This window comes from Pedococcus sp. P1_H8 (genome assembly GCF_056405175.1).
This window is the reverse complement of record NZ_JBFUCP010000006.1, coordinates 46,535-62,900: the sequence shown is the minus strand read 5'-3', so window position 1 is coordinate 62,900 and position 16,366 is coordinate 46,535. Positions and strand designations below refer to the sequence as shown.

Genomic DNA, 16,366 nt, shown 5'->3' with positions numbered 1-16,366 from the left:
GTCCAATCTGACCGCCGCGCGGTTCCGAACCCCATTCGCAGGGCCCGGATCCGTGGCCAGCGGTGACCGCAGGTCCGGGACCACCACACCGCAGTGGAATCCTGGAGGACAAGCATGTTCGCTCGACGCTTCATGACAGCGGTGACGGCCTTCGGCCTCGCCGGCACGGCCGCACTCGTCAGCGCCCCATCAGCCTCGGCGCACGGATGGGACCACTCCGCCACGGGCACCCGGAGCCTGGCCGCCGTCCTCGCCAAGGACGGACCCGGCTTCGACGGCAACTGGAACGACTTCGACATCGTCGACAACGCGGTCACGGCGGTGCTGACGGCCAAGCCGGGTTCGGCCGTCGGGGTCCTGGCCGATGGGACGGTCGCCCTGACGGCGTTCCTGCCCACCGAGCGCGCCTTCCGCCACCTCGCGTCCGACCTCACGGGCAAGCACTACACCTCGGAGTCCGCCGTCTTCGCCGATGTCGCCTCCCTGGGCATCGACACCGTCGAGGCCGTGCTGCTCTACCACGTGGTCCCGGGGGCCACCGTCACCTACCGCCAGGCGTTGCAGTCCGATGGCGCCACCCTCACCACTGCCTCCGGCGGCACCGTGACGGTCGACGTCGTCGGACGGTGCTTCGTGTCCCTCGTGGACGCCGACCCCACCGACCGCAACCCCTACGTGGTGCGGGCCAACATCAACAGGGGCAACGCCCAGATCGCCCACGGAATCTCGGAGGTGCTGCGACCGCTCGACCTCTGATCCGCACGACTGACCGGCCGCGGGCGCTGCAGCGGGCGCGCCCGCGGCCCGGTCAGCCCCCGAAGTCCTGGGTCCAGTAGTGGCCGTAGGAGCCGCCCCTCGCGTATCCGACGCCCAGGGCTGTGAAGGAACAGTTCAGGATGTTCGCCCGGTGGCCCGAGCTGCCCATCCACGAGCGCATCACCGCCGACGCCGTGGCCTGCCCGGCGGCGATGTTCTCGCCGATCGCGCCCCCTGCGTACCCGGCTGCCCGGATCCGGTCGGCAAAGGTGCGTCCGTCCTTGCTGGTGTGCGAGAAGTAGTTCTTGGCTGCCATGTCGGCGCTGTGCCCCTGGGCCGCCCGTTGCAGGGCCGAGTTCGTCCGGACGGAGCCGCATCCCGCCTTGGCCCGTTCGGAGTTCACCAGGGACAGCACCTGGGCGGCGACAGTGGTGCCGGACGGAGGCGGGGGCGCGGCCTTCGGCGTCGGCTTCGGGGTGACCTTCGGCGCCGGCGTGGCTCGCGGCCTCTGCGTCGTCGCCCGGGTCGGTACGGGCGGGCGGCTGGTCGCGGTAGTGGTGCTCGGCGAGGCCGGACTGGTCGTCGTCGTGGCCGCACCCGTCGTGGTGCTGGCGCTCGCCGACAGCGCGGAGCCGCTGCGAGTAGGCCCCCGGGCCTCGTCGGAGGACGCGCCACTGCACGCGGCCAGGGCCAGAGCCGCGGCCGCCGCGACACCGCCAGTGCGGAGCAGAAGGGTGGGCAAGCAGTCCAACCTACGCCTCGTGCGCCACGAACTCGTCGCGAGCAGCGAGGATCGTGCTGACGTGCGTCTCGGCCCAGTCCGTGAGCACGGCGATCGGTCCACCCAGCGACACCCCGAGGTCGGTGAGCGCGTAGTCCACGCGGGGCGGCACCTGGGCGAAGACGGTGCGGGTGAGCAGGCCGTCACGCTCCATCGCGCGGACCGTCTGGGTGAGCACCTTGGGTGCCACCCCACCGACCCGCGCGCGCAGCTCGGTGAACCGCAGCGGACCACCTGCGAGCGCGCCGATCACCAGCACCGTCCACTTGTCGCCGATCCTGTCGAGCACCACGCGGGTGGGGCAGTCGGGGTCGAAGGCGTTGCCCCGCTCCTCGCCGGGAGTCCGGGTTGCCGCTCCGACCTGCTTGGTAACCATCAGGTACTTATAGCACGTTGAAGTGCTCAGTTACCACTGGTTACTGTCGCGCCTGACAGAGACAGTCACGACAAACCACCCACGGAAGGCACCATCATGAAGATCGCCCTGTTCGGCGCCAGCGGCATGATCGGCTCTCGCATCGCGACCGAGGCCCTCTCCCGCGGCCACCAGGTCACCGGCTACACGCGCACCGGATCCCCCCTCCCCGACGGCGTCACTGCCGCCCCGGGCGACCTCGCCGACGAGGCGACCGTCAAGGAGGCCGCCACCAGCCACGACGTGGTGGTGTCGGCGACCGGCCCGAGCCGCACCGGGGGAAGCCACGAACCGTGGCTGGCCGCGGTCCAGAACCTCGTCGACCACGCCATCGGGGCACGGGTGCTCTTCGTCGGTGGAGCCGGCTCACTCCTCACGCCGGACGGCACCCGCCTGCTCGACTCCCCAGGTTTCCCCACCGAGTACCTCGCCGAGTCCCGGGCCGGCGCCGCCGCGCTCGACATCTTCCAGGCCGCGCCGGACGACCTGGACTGGACGTTCTTCTCACCTGCCCCCGTCATCGCCCCTGGCGAGCGCTCCGGGAAGTACACGGTGGCGCAGGACACCCCCGCGGGCGACTCCATCAGCGCCGAGGACTACGCGGTCGCCCTGGTCGACGAGATCGAGCACCCGCAGCACCGTCGACAGCGCTTCACCGCCGCGAACTGACCACGGGCGGTCAAGCGCCGCTCAGCGGCACGCACGGGGTTCGACCTGCGCGGCGAACGGTTTCGACTTCTTCGGCACGGGACGGCATCCGTGCGCAGTCCCCACCCGACCGAGGAGGCCGACCGCCCTCCCGTGGGCGCGGCCGTTGTCGCTGCGCTGCAGCCATCCCCGGGCGTAGGCGTCGACTCCCACGTCGACTCCCACAGGGACCAGCGGGAGCCCGAAGCGAGAGGGTCCCTCCGCGCTCGTGGTGCTGGAGCTGCTCGGGGCGCTCTGGAGCGCGAAGGCCCACGCGGGAGTGGCTGGCCCGCCGCCATCCGCCCCCACTGCACCCACCACGGCTCCGCCCCCGGACGAGGGGCCAGGCGAGGTTTGGCCGGATGTGCCGTCAGACGTCGGCAGGCTGGTCGCGCTGGAGGGGACAGCCGAGGGTCCGGTGACGACGTGGGGCGCCCGCCCCTGCGGACCCCCGGTCGCTCGTCGCTCGCCGCCCGTGAAGATCGTCATGGCCACGACTCCCACCGCGAGGAGCAGCGCCGACACCGTCACGGTGGCGATCACGCGCGAGATCACCACGGGGGCCTTGCGCACATGCCTGCCTGCCATGAGCCGCCTCGGTTCGGACGTCGACGTCGCGGAGTGCCTGCCCCGGCTGCGCCGCGACCCCTGCACGCCCGTCCAGCGTAGCCATCGGGCGTGGCCCGAGGCAGCCCCTCGTCGCGGTCGTCCGGTATGCCGTGCGGCAGCAGCGCGTTCGCCCCGCCCCCGGAGCACGCGGCATACCGACGGCCGCTAGTCCGCATGGCGGGCGAGCCGTCTCACGAGTCGGGATCTCACTAGGATCGGACGCACGCTGCCCGTCCCCCCACCGGCCCCATCACCCCTGGGTGCCGATCCCCTGGAGGTCAAGTGTTCAGCAAGGTCCTCGTCGCCAACCGTGGTGAGATCGCGGTGCGCGCGTTTCGCGCCGCGACCGAGCTCAACGCCAAGACGGTCGCCGTCTTCCCCTACGAGGACCGCAAGTCCGAACACGTCCTCAAGGCCGACGAGGCCTACCGGATCGGCGAGGAGGGGCACCCGGTCCGGGCCTACCTCGACCCGGAGGGCATCGTGCGCACCGCCGTCGAGGCGGGCGCCGACGCCGTCTACCCCGGCTACGGCTTCCTGTCCGAGAACCCCGACCTCGCCGAGGCCTGCGCCAATGCCGGCGTCACGTTCGTCGGGCCCCCTGCGTCGGTGCTCCACCTGACCGGCAACAAGGCCCGCGCCATCGCCGCCGCCAGGAAGGCCGGCCTGCCCACCCTCAAGGGGGCCGAGCCGAGCACCGACATCGACACCCTCGTCGCGGCCGCCGAGGAGATCGGGTTCCCGATCTTCGCCAAGGCGGTCGCAGGAGGTGGCGGTCGGGGGATGCGACGGGTCGAGCGGCGCGAGGACCTGCGCGACTCGTTGGAGGCCTGCATGCGCGAGGCCGAGTCGGCGTTCGGCGACCCGACCGTCTTCCTCGAGGAGGCGGTCGTCAGCCCACGGCACATCGAGGTGCAGATCCTCGCCGACGGGGCGGGAAACGTGATCCACCTGTTCGAGCGGGACTGCTCGGTGCAGCGGCGGCACCAGAAGGTCGTCGAGATCGCCCCGGCTCCCAACCTCGCTCCCGAGCTGCGCGAACGCATGTGCGCCCACGCCGTCGCGTTCGCCAAGGAGATCGGCTACGTCAACGCGGGCACCGTCGAGTTCCTGCTCGCGCCCGACGGCCGCTACGTCTTCATCGAGATGAACCCGCGCATCCAGGTCGAGCACACCGTCACCGAGGAGATCACCGACGTCGACCTGGTCAGCTCCCAGCTGCGCATCGCCAGCGGCGAGACCCTCGAGGACCTGGGCCTGTCCCAGGAGACGCTGCAGATCCGGGGCGCCGCGCTGCAGTGCCGCATCACCACCGAGGACCCGGCCAACGAGTTCCGGCCCGACACCGGTCGGATCACGACCTACCGCTCTGCCGGTGGCGCGGGCGTCCGGCTCGACGGCGGCACCATCTTCGTCGGGGCCGAGATCGGCGCCCACTTCGACTCGATGCTGGTCAAGCTCACCTGCCGTGGCCGGGACTTCCCGACGGCAGTGCGTCGGGCCAGGCGCGCGCTCGCCGAGTTCCGGATCCGCGGGGTCTCGACGAACATCCCGTTCCTCCAGGCGCTGCTCGAGGAACCCGACTTCCAGGCCGGCCGGCTGACGACGGCGTTCATCGACGAACGCCCAGAACTGCGCACCGCGCGAGTCCCCGCCGACCGGGGCACCAAGCTGCTCACCTACCTCGCGGACGTCACGGTCAACCAGCCACACGGCCCCGGGCGCACGCGAGTCTCGCCGCGCTCCAAGCTGCCGGCGATCGACCGGGCCACTCCCCCGCCGCCCGGCGCCCGCGACCGGCTGCTGCTGCACGGCCCCCAGGCCTTCGCCGAGGCACTTCGGGCCCAGGAGGCGGTGGGTGTCACCGAGACCACCTTCCGCGACGCCCACCAGTCGCTGCTCGCCACCCGGGTCCGCACCCGTGACCTCATGCACGTCGCCCCGCACGTCGCCCGGCTGACGCCCCAGCTGCTGTCCGTCGAGGCCTGGGGCGGCGCGACGTACGACGTGGCCCTGCGCTTCCTGGCCGAGGACCCGTGGGACCGCCTCTCGCGGCTGCGTGAGGCGATGCCCAACCTGCCGCTGCAGATGCTCCTGCGCGGGCGCAACACCGTGGGCTACACCCCCTACCCGACGGCCGTGACCGATGCCTTCGTGACCGAGGCCGCGCGCACCGGCATCGACATCTTCCGGATCTTCGACGCCCTCAACGACGTGGGCCAGATGCGCCCCGCCATCGAGGCGGTGCGGTCCACCGGCACTGCCGTCGCCGAGGTCGCGCTCTGCTACACCGGCGACCTCACCAGCCCCGCGGAGAAGCTCTACACCCTCGACTACTACCTGCGCCTGGCCGAGCAGATCGCCGACGCCGGCGCCCACGTCATCGCCATCAAGGACATGGCCGGTCTGCTGCGGGCTCCTGCAGCACGCACCCTCGTCACGGCCCTGCGCAAACGGTTCGACCAGCCCGTGCACCTGCACACCCACGACACGGCAGGTGGTCAGCTGGCCACCCTGCTGGCCGCCATCGACGCGGGTGTCGACGCGGTCGACGTCGCCAGCGCAGCCATGGCCGGCACCACCTCGCAGCCACCGATGTCGAGCCTGGTCGCGGCCACCGACGGCACCCCCCGCGCCACCGGACTGGACCTGGGCGCCGTCAACGACCTCGAGCCCTACTGGGAGGCCGTGCGGCAGCTCTACTTCCCCTTCGAGTCCGGCCTGCCCTCCCCCACCGGTCGCGTCTACACCCACGAGATCCCCGGCGGCCAGCTCTCCAACCTGCGCCAGCAGGCCATTGCCCTCGGGCTCGGCGACCACTTCGAGGAGGTCGAGGACATGTATGCCGCGGCCAACCGGATCCTCGGCAACATCGTCAAGGTCACCCCGAGCAGCAAGGTCGTCGGAGACCTGGCGCTGGCCCTGGTCGGCGCCAAGGCCGACCCGTCCGACTTCGAGGCCAACCCCACGAAGTACGACATCCCCGACTCCGTCATCGGCTTCCTCTCCGGCGAGCTCGGCGACCCGCCCGGCGGCTGGCCCGAGCCGTTCCGCACCAAGGCATTGCAGGGCCGCACCACCAAGCCCCGGGTCAGCGAGCTCAGCGCGGAGGACAGCCAGGCCCTCGAGGCGAGCCCCCGGCATACCCTGAACCGCTTGCTGTTCCCCGGCCCCACCTCCGACTTCGAGAAGTCGCGCGACGCCTACTCCGACCTCGCCGTCCTCGGCACCCGCGAGTTCCTGCACGGGCTCGAGGTGGGTTTCGAGCACGAGATCGACCTCGAACCCGGCAAGCGACTGCTCCTCGGCCTGCAGTCGGTGTCCGACCCCGACGACCGAGGCATGCGGACCGTGATGTTCACCATGGGTGGCCAGCTGCGTCCGGTGCAGGTGCGCGACGAGAAGATCGCCGTCGACGTCAAGGCTGCCGAGAAGGCCGACCCCAGCGCGAAGGGACAGGTCGCCGCACCCTTCGCCGGCGTCGTCAGCCTGGCCGTCGAAGAGGGCGCCAGCGTCGAGGCCGGGGCGGTGGTCGCCACGATCGAGGCGATGAAGATGGAGGCCAACATCACCGCGCCGGTCGCCGGGTCGGTGCTGCGGCTGGCCATCGGGCCGCAGCAGCAGGTGGAGGGCGGCGACCTCCTCCTCGTCCTCGGCTAGGCCTGTTCGCACGGGCCTGTCACGGACCTGCCAGGGGCCTGCCGCGGGCCCGCCCACGCCCCTGACCTGCGAAGACGTCGATTCCGGGTTACGGTCGAAGGGCACGCGGTCAAGAAGCGGCTGTGTCAGCAGAGCAACACCCAACGAGATCGCACCCAACCAAGGGAGCCCATCATGGGATTTGACGACAAGCTCGACAACGCCAAGGACAAGGCCACCGGCCAGGCCAAGGAAGCCACCGGCAAGGTGACCGACAACGAGCGCCTCGAGGCCGAGGGCAAGGCCGACCAGGCCGGAGCCGACCTGAAGCAGGCCGGCGAGAAGGTCAAGGACGCCCTCAAGGACTAGGCGTTATCAACCTTGGTATGCCGCGTGCGAGAGATCGTGCGCGGCATACCTGCGTGTGGTGGGCAGGTGTGGTGGGCAGGTGTGGTGCGCAGCGGTGAAAGGGCCGCGTGGTCCTACCAGGAGCCGCCCGAGCTCCCGCCGCCGCCACCGCCGGAGAAGCCGCCGCCGCCAGAGAAGCCCGAACCCCCCGAGCTGCCCGGCGTGCTGGTGAACGTCCCGCCCGCAGTCGTGGCGAACGAGTCCATGTCCTGCGCGATGCCGTCGTAGTCGAAACCGCCGGACCCGATGTACCACAGGGGTGGGGTGAGGGTGTGCCCCGCTGCGGCGGCGGACTCCGCGACCTGGCGGAAGGTGCCTGCCCACTGCGAGGCCACGCCGAAGACGATCGCGTAGGGCAGGTAGCGGCTGAAGATGTCCTGCGCCTCCTCCCACTTGATCTGGTTGGCCTCGGCTGTCACGAGGTACTTCTTGAAGCCCTCCGACTGGGCCTTGACCGCGCTGCCATCAGCGGTGCGGGCGACCATCAGCCGCCCTAGGAACACGACGATGAACCCGGCGACCGCAGCGCCCGCGAGCAGGATGAAAGCCGGAGGAATCGGCGAGCCCGTGCCGGCTCCGGCCCTGGCCAGCGGTCCGCCCGCCCAGGCCCCCGCGAACACCGCGCCCAGGACCAGGGCGCCGCCGAGGGCTGTCCACGTGCCGCGCTGGCTCGCGGGCGACCGACGGAACCACCCGCGCCGCACGACCTCGTCGTACATCAGCTCCTGGACCCGCTCGAGCGTGGGCTTGAAGGCGTTCTTCAGGCTGGACAAGGTGCGCGTCGGGGAGTTCTCGAAGAGGCCGATGAGGAGCGCCTCCTCGTACGGCAGCAGGGCGGTCCGCGCCTGCTCGGCGGTCGGCGTGGTGCGGGTGAGCCGCCAGTCCTTGCCCCGCAGGAAGCCACCCTCCTCCTCGGCGATGGTCAGGTGGCCCCGGGCAGCGAGGTCGATGATCGTGGCGGACACGTCGATGGTGTTGGCCACCTCGTCGATGACCGTGCCGACCAGACCTGGTTGGACGCCGTCCGGAGGCGTGAACCGGACGGCGATCGGCCCGTTGCGACCCTTGACGACCTGCCTGTCCTGCCCGAGCGCCGGAGTCAGCCCCGGCACCAGCCCGGCGTACTGCTCGTCGCGACCGCGCGTGTAGACCAGAGTGCCCATCAGGCCGGCCGCGAGCAGTGGCAGGGTCACCCCCGCCCCCAGGGTGAGGTAGCCCAGTGCCTTCGAGGTGTCGGAGGTGATGACGCTGCCGTCGTCGGACACCTGACCCTCGTGCAACACCGGGTCGAGCGACCCGAAGTCGGCGATCGGCAGCGACGCGAGGATCGAGACACCACGCCCGTTGCCAGCCTCGGGAGCGCTGAACTCGGCGCTCGCGCCCGGTGTCCCCGTGCAGCGCTCGGTGGACCCGAACTCTCCGATGAAGCACTCGGCCCGGTCGCTGGGACTCGCACCAGTCACCGTGGCGCTGACGTCCTGGTAGGTGTTGTCGTCGGACGCGTCGACCAGGTTGTAGTAGAGCTCTGCGTGGTCGCTGAAGCCGTTGACGTAGGAGCCGAGGTGGTAGCGCACGACGTAGGTCTGCGTGCCGCTCACCGTCTCGTCGGCCCGCCCGACCCGGATCCGCACCGAGGAGCCGTCCGTGGCGTCGTCGACCGACACGTCGGCCGGAGCCCCGGACGGCGAGGTGGCCGACACGTCGGAGATCGGGTACTCGCGGTAGGTGTCCTGCTTGTCCTGGTAGCCGACCCGCACCGTGACGAACCGCTCGATGCCGTGGCGCTCCTCTCCCTGGGGAAAGTGCCAGGTGATGTTCTCGGCGACATCGACCGAACCATCGTCGTTGACCGTGATGTCGACGTGGAACCGGGTGGCCAGGTCGTCGCTCGCCGCTGCCTGCGCGCTGCCTCCCGCAAGGACCATCGCAGCGAAGGCGAGCAGCACGGCCAGTCCAGCGCCCGCGGCATACCGATGCGTCCCCCCGCGCACGCGCATGTCCCTAGCGTCCGTCGCCCGAAGCGCGTCGCGCCTGGCTCAGCGCGCGCTGCGTGTCACGGGTGTCCTGGCGCTCGCGCAGCGCGTGACGCTTGTCGTACTGCTTCTTGCCCTTGGCGACGGCGATCTCGACCTTGGCCCGGCCGTCCTTGAAGTACAGCTGCAGCGGCACGATGGTGTGGCCGCTCTCGGAGGACTTCTTCATGATCTTGGCCAGCTCCGCGCGGTGCAGCAGCAGCTTGCGACGGCGGCGCGGGGTGTGGTTGGTCCAGTTGCCGTTGACGTACTCGGGGATGTGGACGCCCTCGAGCCACAGCTCGTCGCCCCGCCAGGCGGCGTAGCCGTCGATGAGCGACGCCCGCCCCTCGCGCAGGGACTTCACCTCGGTGCCCATGAGGACGAGCCCGGCCTCGAAGGTGTCCTCGATGAGGTAGTCGTGGCGTGCCTTCTTGTTGCTCGCCACCACCTTGCGACCCTGTTCCTTGGCCACTGCCCGCCCACGCTCTCGTCTTGGTTGTCTCAGCGGTCTTCGCTGCATCGTCGCGTGGTCGAGTCCCGACCCAGCGAGGCCACGCTACCTGCAGGACGGGGTATGCCGGCCAGTCGGTTTACCTGCGCCGCCGCCGTGTCGGCCTGCTACATCCAGCGACGTGGATCCTTGGGAATGCCGTCCTCGTAGGTCTCGAAGTGCAGGTGGCAGCCGGTGGACGACCCGGTGGTGCCGACATAGCCGATGATCTGGCCGCGCGAGACGTGGCCGCCGCGCACGGCATACCGGCTCATGTGGTTGTAGGTGGTCACGAGGTCGACGCCGCGCACGATGCCGTGGTCGATCATGATCCGGTTGCCGTAGCCCCCGCCCCAGCCGCGCGAGATGACGGTGCCACTCGCGGCGGCGCGGATCGGCGTGCCGCAGTCGGCCGCGAAGTCGCGCCCGGCGTGCAGCCGCCAGTAGTGCAGGATCGGGTGGTACCGCATGCCGAACTCGGAGGAGATCCAGCCCCCAGACGGGCGGGACAGGAAGCCACCGGAGGACGAGGGCTCGGCCGGCACCTTCTTGCCCGCCCTGCGCAGGGCGGCAGCCCGGCGAGCCGCCGCTGCCTTGGCCGCCTTGGCGCGGGCGACGAGGATCTTGTGCAGCCTCGCCTGCTCCTTCTGCGCAGCGGCCAGCTTGGTCTTCTCGGCCTTCTTCTGGGCCTCGAGTGCCTGGGACTGGGCGATCTGCTGGGCCGCGAGGGCGTCCAGCTTCTGCTTGGCCGCGGCCGCTGCGCCGCGCGCCTGCTGGGCCTTGGCCAGGGCGGCTTCGGCCTGCTTCTTGGCGGCCTGGACCTGCACCTTGAGGGCCTTGATGTGGGCTTCCTGGGCGGTCGCGGCGGCCCGAGCTGTTGCGAGCCGGGACAGCGACTGGTTCTGGACGTCCATGACGGTGTCGTTCATGGCGATGCGGTTGGCGAAGTCGTCTGGGGTGGTCGCGCTCAGCGCCACCGACAGCTGGCCCATCCCCTGGTCCTGGTAGAGCTGGGAGGCGAACCGGGCCACGCGAGTACGGGTCTGCGCCAGCTTGGCGCGGGTGGCTGCGAGCTCGTCGACGGCCCGGGCCTCGTTGGCGCGGGCGACGTCGAGCTGAACCGCCATCTCGTCGTTGTAGGCATCCGCCTTGGACACGGCGGCGGTGGCCCGGTCGAGGGCCGCCTGCGCCACAGGCAGTGCGGCCTGGGTGCGACGCAGCGCGACGTAGGCGTCCTTGAGGCTGGCCGAGGTGTCCTCGAGCTCGTCCTTGAGCGCGTCGATCTCCTTGTCCACCTGCTTCTTGGCCTTGCTCGGGTCGTCAGCAGGCGCGGCGGCAGGCACCGAGGCCGGCACCGAGGCAGGGTGGCCGAGAGCAGCCGCCACCGACGGGGTGGCGAGCCCGATGGAGCAGGCGAAAGCCAGCCCGAGGGCTGTCAGGCGGACACGATGAGACGCGTGGCGACGCGCGGGGATTGCGCTCATAGGCCTCATTGGTAACACACACCACACCCGTTTCCGGGGATTGGGGCCTGTGAATTGTCCGATTGGCGGTCCGCAGCCCGAGGGTCAGACGCGCAGATAGCGGCGCAGCGTGGCCCAGGAGGTCAGCACCGACACCACGAGCATGAAGCCGACCAGCCACGGCGCGACGAACCAGATGTCGGTCGTGCCCACCAGCGGCGCGTCCTGCAGAACGGCCGAGACCTTGGGCAGCAGCGAGTCGGCCGTCACCCAGAGGCCGACGATGGCCAGACCGGTGCCGGTGAGGGCCGCCAGCACCGTCTCCATGACGAACGGCAGCCGAATCGTGAAGTTCGAGGCACCCACGAGCTTCATGATCCCGGTCTCGCGGCGTCTGCTGAAGGCGGCCTGCCGGATCGTCGTGGCCATCAGCAGCACCGAGCACAGCACCATCAGGCCCGCGAGGAAGAGCGAACCGACGGTCACGACGTTCATCACGGTGAAGAGCTTGTCCAGGGTCTTCTGCTGGTCCTGGACCCGTCCGACTCCGGGCGCGCCCTCGAAGGCGCTCACCACGACGTCGTACTTCTTGGGATCGGTGAGCTGGACGCGGAAGTTCTCCGGGATGTCACCGACCTGCAGGTAGTCCGACAGCGGCGAGTTGCGGTACTGCTCCTTGAACCGGTCGAAGGCCTGCTGCTCGGACTCGTAGTAGACGTTCTTCACGAGCGGCTTCATCTCGTCGAGCTGGGACTTCAGCGAGTTCCGCTGTTCCTCGGTCACGGCCTTGCCGTCGCAGTTGACGTCGAGGGAGTCCTTGCCGCACATGAAGATCGAGACCTGGATGCGGTCGTACCAGTAGCCCTTGAGGGTGTCGACCTGTCCCTGGGCGAGGAACCCCACGCCCATGAGGTAGACCGACACCATCGTCACCAGCATCACCGACACGGCGATGGACAGGTTGCGGCGCAGGCCGATCGCAATCTCGCTGAGCATGAACTGCAGTCGCATGGGGGTGGGTCTCCGGTGGGTTCTGTGAGCGGGCGCTGCGTGTCTCGGGGGGCGGCTGGTCAGCTGCCGCTGCCGTAGACGCCCTTGTTCTCGTCGCGGATGATGTGGCCGTTCTTGAGCTCGACGACCCGCTTGCGCAGCTGGTCGACGATGTCGTCGTCGTGGGTGGCCATCACGATCGTCGTGCCGGTGCGGTTGATCCGGTCGAGCAGCCGCACGATGTCCAGGCTGGTGGTCGGGTCGAGGTTTCCGGTGGGCTCGTCGCACAGCAGGATCGGCGGCTTGTTGACGAACGCGCGCGCGATGGCCACGCGCTGCTGCTCACCACCGGACAGCTCGTGCGGCAACCGCTTCTCCTTGCCCTCGAGCCCGACCATCTCCAGCGTCTCGGGAACGACCTGCTTGATCGCATGACCCGAGCGACCGAGCACCTGCAGGGCGAAGGCGACGTTCTGGTAGACGTTCTTGTTCGGCAGCAGCCGGAAGTCCTGGAACACGGTCCCGATCTCACGCCGCAGCCGGGGCACCTTGCGGTGCGGCAGGCTGCCGACATCCTGGCCCGCGACCAGCACGTTGCCCTGGGTGACGCCCTCCTCCTTGAGGACGAGGCGCAGCAACGTGGACTTGCCGGATCCGGACGCGCCGACCACGAAGACGAACTCGCCGCGCTCGATCTCGAGGTTGATGTCGCTGAGCGCCGGTCGGGTGGACCGGGCATAGACCTTGCTGACGTTCTCGAAACGGATCATGCGCGCGAGGTGAGCCTTACGGGGGGACGAATGGGACGGCATGCGGGCAATGCGCGCGAACGCGCACGACCCACCCGAGGATAGGTCGCCCACCTCGGTATGCCGCGCAGCCGCACCTCCTCGGCGTTGCGGCGAACCGCCCCCCAGGGAGAACTAGGCGAGCTTCTGCTGCTCCTTGCGCCACCGGACGCCGGCCTCGATGAAGCCGTCGATGTCGCCGTCGAAGACCGCGGAGGGGTTGCCGACCTCGAACTCGGTGCGCAGGTCCTTGACCATCTGGTAGGGCTGCAGGACGTAGGAGCGCATCTGGTCGCCCCAGCTGGCCTTGACGTCGCCGGCCATCTCCTTGCGCTCCGCAGCCTCTTCGGCCTGGCGCTGGACGAGCAGGCGGGACTGCAGGACCCGTAGGGCGGCTGCGCGGTTCTGGATCTGGGACTTCTCGTTCTGCATCGACACGACGATCCCGGTGGGGATGTGCGTCATCCGGACCGCGGAGTCGGTGGTGTTGACGCTCTGGCCTCCGGGGCCGCTGGAGCGGAAGACGTCGACCTTGATCTCGTTCTCGGGGATGTCGATGGAGTCGGTCTGCTCGATGAGCGGGATGACCTCGACCGCGGCGAAGCTCGTCTGGCGTCGTCCCTGGTTGTCGAACGGGCTGATCCGCACGAGGCGGTGGGTGCCTGCCTCGACCGAGAGGTTGCCGAAGGCGTAGGGCACGTTGATCTCGAAGGTCGCCGACTTGAGGCCGGCCTCTTCGGCGTACGAGGTGTCCATGACCTGGGCCGGGTAGTTGTGCCGCTCGGCCCAGCGCAGGTACATGCGCATCAGCATCTCGGCGAAGTCGGCGGCGTCGACGCCACCGGCGCCCGCACGGATCGTGATGACGGCCGCGCGTTCGTCGTACTCCCCCGACAGCAGGGTGCGGACCTCGAGCTCGCCGACGGCCTTCTGGAGGGAGACCAGCTCCTTCTCCGCCTCGACCATCGTCTCGGGGTCTCCGCCGTCCTCGGTGCCCATCTCGACGAGCGTCTCGAGGTCGTCGATCCGCTGGTCCATGCCGGTGACGCGCTCGTACTCGGAGTTCGCCCGCGACAGGGCGGAGGTGACCTGCTGGGCGGCGTCCGGGTCGTCCCAGAGGTTCGGCACGGAGGCCTTGGCCTCGAGCTCGGTGATCTGCTGCTGGACGGACGCCAGGTCGGTCACCTCGCGCACGGAGTCCATGGTGTTGCGGAGCTGCTTGATCTCTTGCTGGAAGTCGACGGGGGCCGCGCGGCATACCTGGGCTTGGTGCGGGTGGAGGGTCAGACCACCAGGCCGAGGATGAGAACGAAGACCAGGCCGGAGACCGACAGCAGCGTCTCCATGAGCGACCAGGTCTTGATGGTCTGTCCGACCGACAGGCCGAAGTACTCCTTGACGAGCCAGAAGCCGGCGTCGTTCACGTGCGAGAAGAACACCGAGCCGGCGCCGATCGCGAGGACGAGCAGGGACACCTCGGGGGCGCTCATGCCGGCCGCCAGCGGCGCGAGGATGCCGGAGGCGGTGACCGTGGCAACCGTCGCCGAGCCGGTGGCCAGCCGGATCATGACGGCCACCACCCAGGCGAGCAGCAGGATGCTCACGCCACTGCCCTGCACCCAGTCGGCGACGAGGCCGCCGATGCCGGTGTCGACGAGGGTCTGCTTGAAACCGCCACCGGCGGCGACGATGAGCAGGATGCCTGCGATGGGCGGGAGCGACTTCTCGAGCGAGGAGGAGAGTTCCTTGGTGCCCATGCCGGCGCCGCGACCGAGGGTGAACATCCCGACGATGACGGCGATGAGCAGGGCGATGAGCGGCGTGCCCAGGAAGTCGAGCACGGTGCGGACCGGGTTGTCCTCGGCGGCGAAGATGTCGGCGAGCGCCTTGCCCATCATCAGGACGACGGGAGTGAGCACGGCGAGCAGGGTGACCGCGAAGGTCGGGCGCTGGAGCCTGGCGTCGCGCTCGTCGTCGGTCGCGAACAGCTCGGGTGCGGGGACATCGACCCAACGACCGGCGAAGCGGGCGAACAGCGGACCGGCGATCGCGATGGTGGGCAGGGCGACGAGGACGCCGAAGGCCAGGGTGATGCCGAGGTTTGCCTTGAGGGCGTCGATGGCGACGAGCGGTCCGGGGTGCGGGGGCACCAGGCCGTGCATGGCCGAGAGACCGGCCAGGGCGGGGATGCCGACCTTGATGATGGACAACCCCGAGCGACGGGCGACCAGGAAGATCACCGGCATCAGCAGGACGAGGCCGATCTCGAAGAACATCGGCAGACCGATCAGCGCGCCGACACCAGCCATCGCCCAGGGAAGGGTGCGGGCGGAGGACCGACCGACGATGGTGTCGACGATTTCGTCCGCGCCACCGGAGTCCGCCAGCAGCTTGCCGAACATGGCGCCGAGGGCGATCAGCGTGCCGACGCCGGCTGCGGTCGAGCCGAAGCCCTTGGTGAAGCTGGCGATCGTGTCGGACATCGCCACGCCGGCCACGGCGCCGACGGTGAGCGAGCCGAGCGTCAGCCCGAGAAACGGGTGCAGCTTGAACCGCGTGATCAGCAGCACGATGACGGCGATGCCGAGCAGCGCCGCGGGGATCAGCCGGGAGGCGGGGATGTCAGGGAGCGGGGCGGCATCAGCCGCGCTGAGGGCTGGCTGCAGCAAGGAGAGGAAGTCGGTGTTCACGGCTGGGTCACGCCTTTCGAAGCGAGGGGGGTGAGGGGGGTGAGGAGGGTGAGGGACTCGTCGACGAGGGTGTCGACCGGCTTGGCCACGTCGAGGACGGCACCGATCTCATCGGCTTGGAGCACCTCGAGGGTGGCGAACTGTGAGTCGATGAGCGCGGCCGGCATGAAGTGCCCGGGACGTCCTGCGACGCGGGCGGCCAGCACGTCGCGGTCGCCGTGCAGGTGGAGGTAGACGGCGTGCGGGGCGGCGTGGGTGAGGACGTCGCGGTAGCTCCGCTTGAGGGCCGAGCAGCTCGCCACTCCCCCGGAGGGGCCGTGCTCGACCAGCCAGGCGGCGATGGCCTGGAGCCAGGGTCCACGGTCGTCGTCGTCGAGCGGAATCCCCGCCGACATCTTGGCGATGTTGGCTTCGGGGTGGAAGTCGTCCGCATCGGCGAACGGGACGCGCAGTCGCTGGGCGAGGGCCGCGCCGACGGTCGTCTTGCCTGACCCGGACACCCCCATCATCACGACAAGGGGCGGTGCGGGGTGTTCCTTCACTTCAGGCATGGGCTGACTCCTGTGTCGGCTCGGGCTCGTCATCGAGGTCCTGGAGAACAGCGTGAAGCATCAGAACGGTTTTAACAAGACTTC

Annotated in this window: 15 protein-coding genes; 4 read left to right on the top strand and 11 right to left on the bottom strand. The window is 70.0% G+C overall.

Annotated features, from left to right (window positions below):
- The first annotated feature begins 114 nt into the window (after positions 1-114).
- Entirely contained in the window at positions 115-756 is a 642-nt protein-coding gene (locus AC1DYG_RS09970) for a fasciclin domain-containing protein (RefSeq protein ID WP_477639710.1), read from the top strand.
- Positions 757-808: 52 nt separating this feature from the next.
- Here AC1DYG_RS09970 and AC1DYG_RS09965 read toward each other — a convergent pair whose 3' ends face one another.
- Together AC1DYG_RS09965 and AC1DYG_RS09960 are read right to left on the bottom strand one after the other, a co-directional pair.
- On the bottom strand, positions 809-1,498 hold the full coding sequence (locus AC1DYG_RS09965; protein ID WP_477639709.1) for a CAP domain-containing protein: 690 nt from the start codon (positions 1,496-1,498) through the stop codon (positions 809-811).
- A 10-nt stretch (positions 1,499-1,508) separates the two neighbouring features.
- Positions 1,509-1,913, bottom strand: a complete 405-nt coding sequence (locus AC1DYG_RS09960) for a winged helix-turn-helix transcriptional regulator (RefSeq protein ID WP_477639708.1) — start codon at positions 1,911-1,913, stop codon at positions 1,509-1,511.
- A 96-nt stretch (positions 1,914-2,009) separates the two neighbouring features.
- Here AC1DYG_RS09960 and AC1DYG_RS09955 point away from each other — a divergent pair, with 96 nt between their 5' ends.
- Positions 2,010-2,621 carry an NAD(P)-dependent oxidoreductase gene (locus AC1DYG_RS09955; protein ID WP_477639707.1) on the top strand — a complete coding sequence of 204 codons (612 nt, stop codon included), beginning with the start codon at positions 2,010-2,012 and terminating at the stop codon, positions 2,619-2,621.
- Between the two features lie 21 nt (positions 2,622-2,642).
- On the opposite strand, the gene AC1DYG_RS09950 is transcribed toward AC1DYG_RS09955, so the two are convergent.
- Positions 2,643-3,227 (bottom strand): hypothetical protein, encoded by a 585-nt coding sequence (locus AC1DYG_RS09950; protein WP_477639706.1) that lies wholly within the window; start codon positions 3,225-3,227, stop codon positions 2,643-2,645.
- Positions 3,228-3,530: 303 nt separating this feature from the next.
- On the opposite strand from AC1DYG_RS09950, the gene AC1DYG_RS09945 reads away from it, so the two are divergent.
- Both AC1DYG_RS09945 and AC1DYG_RS09940 read left to right on the top strand, forming a co-directional pair.
- The gene (locus tag AC1DYG_RS09945) at positions 3,531-6,908 is read left to right on the top strand and encodes a pyruvate carboxylase (RefSeq protein ID WP_477639705.1); all 3,378 of its coding nucleotides are present in this window, start codon (positions 3,531-3,533) and stop codon (positions 6,906-6,908) included.
- Positions 6,909-7,082: 174 nt separating this feature from the next.
- Positions 7,083-7,256, top strand: a complete 174-nt coding sequence (locus tag AC1DYG_RS09940; RefSeq protein WP_477639704.1) for a CsbD family protein — start codon at positions 7,083-7,085, stop codon at positions 7,254-7,256.
- 113 nt (positions 7,257-7,369) lie between these two features.
- Here AC1DYG_RS09940 and AC1DYG_RS09935 read toward each other — a convergent pair whose 3' ends face one another.
- From AC1DYG_RS09935 to AC1DYG_RS09900, 8 genes are all read right to left on the bottom strand, one after another.
- Positions 7,370-9,292: a DUF2207 domain-containing protein gene (locus AC1DYG_RS09935; RefSeq protein ID WP_477639703.1), complete on the bottom strand. Its 1,923-nt coding sequence runs from the start codon at positions 9,290-9,292 to the stop codon at positions 7,370-7,372.
- Between the two features lie 4 nt (positions 9,293-9,296).
- Positions 9,297-9,782: an SsrA-binding protein SmpB gene (gene smpB, locus AC1DYG_RS09930; protein WP_477639702.1), complete on the bottom strand. Its 486-nt coding sequence runs from the start codon at positions 9,780-9,782 to the stop codon at positions 9,297-9,299.
- Positions 9,783-9,928: 146 nt separating this feature from the next.
- Complete coding sequence (locus AC1DYG_RS09925; RefSeq protein ID WP_477639701.1) at positions 9,929-11,284, bottom strand: peptidoglycan DD-metalloendopeptidase family protein; 1,356 nt, start codon at positions 11,282-11,284, stop codon at positions 9,929-9,931.
- 84 nt (positions 11,285-11,368) lie between these two features.
- Entirely contained in the window at positions 11,369-12,274 is a 906-nt protein-coding gene (gene ftsX / locus AC1DYG_RS09920; RefSeq protein WP_477639700.1) for a permease-like cell division protein FtsX, read from the bottom strand.
- 59 nt (positions 12,275-12,333) lie between these two features.
- Entirely contained in the window at positions 12,334-13,023 is a 690-nt protein-coding gene (gene ftsE, locus AC1DYG_RS09915; RefSeq protein WP_477639699.1) for a cell division ATP-binding protein FtsE, read from the bottom strand.
- 153 nt (positions 13,024-13,176) lie between these two features.
- The gene (gene prfB, locus AC1DYG_RS09910; protein WP_477639907.1) at positions 13,177-14,328 is read right to left on the bottom strand and encodes a peptide chain release factor 2; all 1,152 of its coding nucleotides are present in this window, start codon (positions 14,326-14,328) and stop codon (positions 13,177-13,179) included.
- Positions 14,325-15,731, bottom strand: coding sequence for a GntP family permease (locus tag AC1DYG_RS09905; RefSeq protein WP_477639698.1), 1,407 nt, complete (start codon positions 15,729-15,731; stop codon positions 14,325-14,327). The genes prfB and AC1DYG_RS09905 overlap by 4 nt, the downstream gene beginning before the upstream one ends.
- The gene (locus AC1DYG_RS09900) at positions 15,728-16,282 is read right to left on the bottom strand and encodes a gluconokinase (protein WP_477639697.1); all 555 of its coding nucleotides are present in this window, start codon (positions 16,280-16,282) and stop codon (positions 15,728-15,730) included. Before AC1DYG_RS09900 ends, AC1DYG_RS09905 begins: the two co-directional genes overlap by 4 nt.
- Positions 16,283-16,366 lie beyond the last annotated feature (84 nt).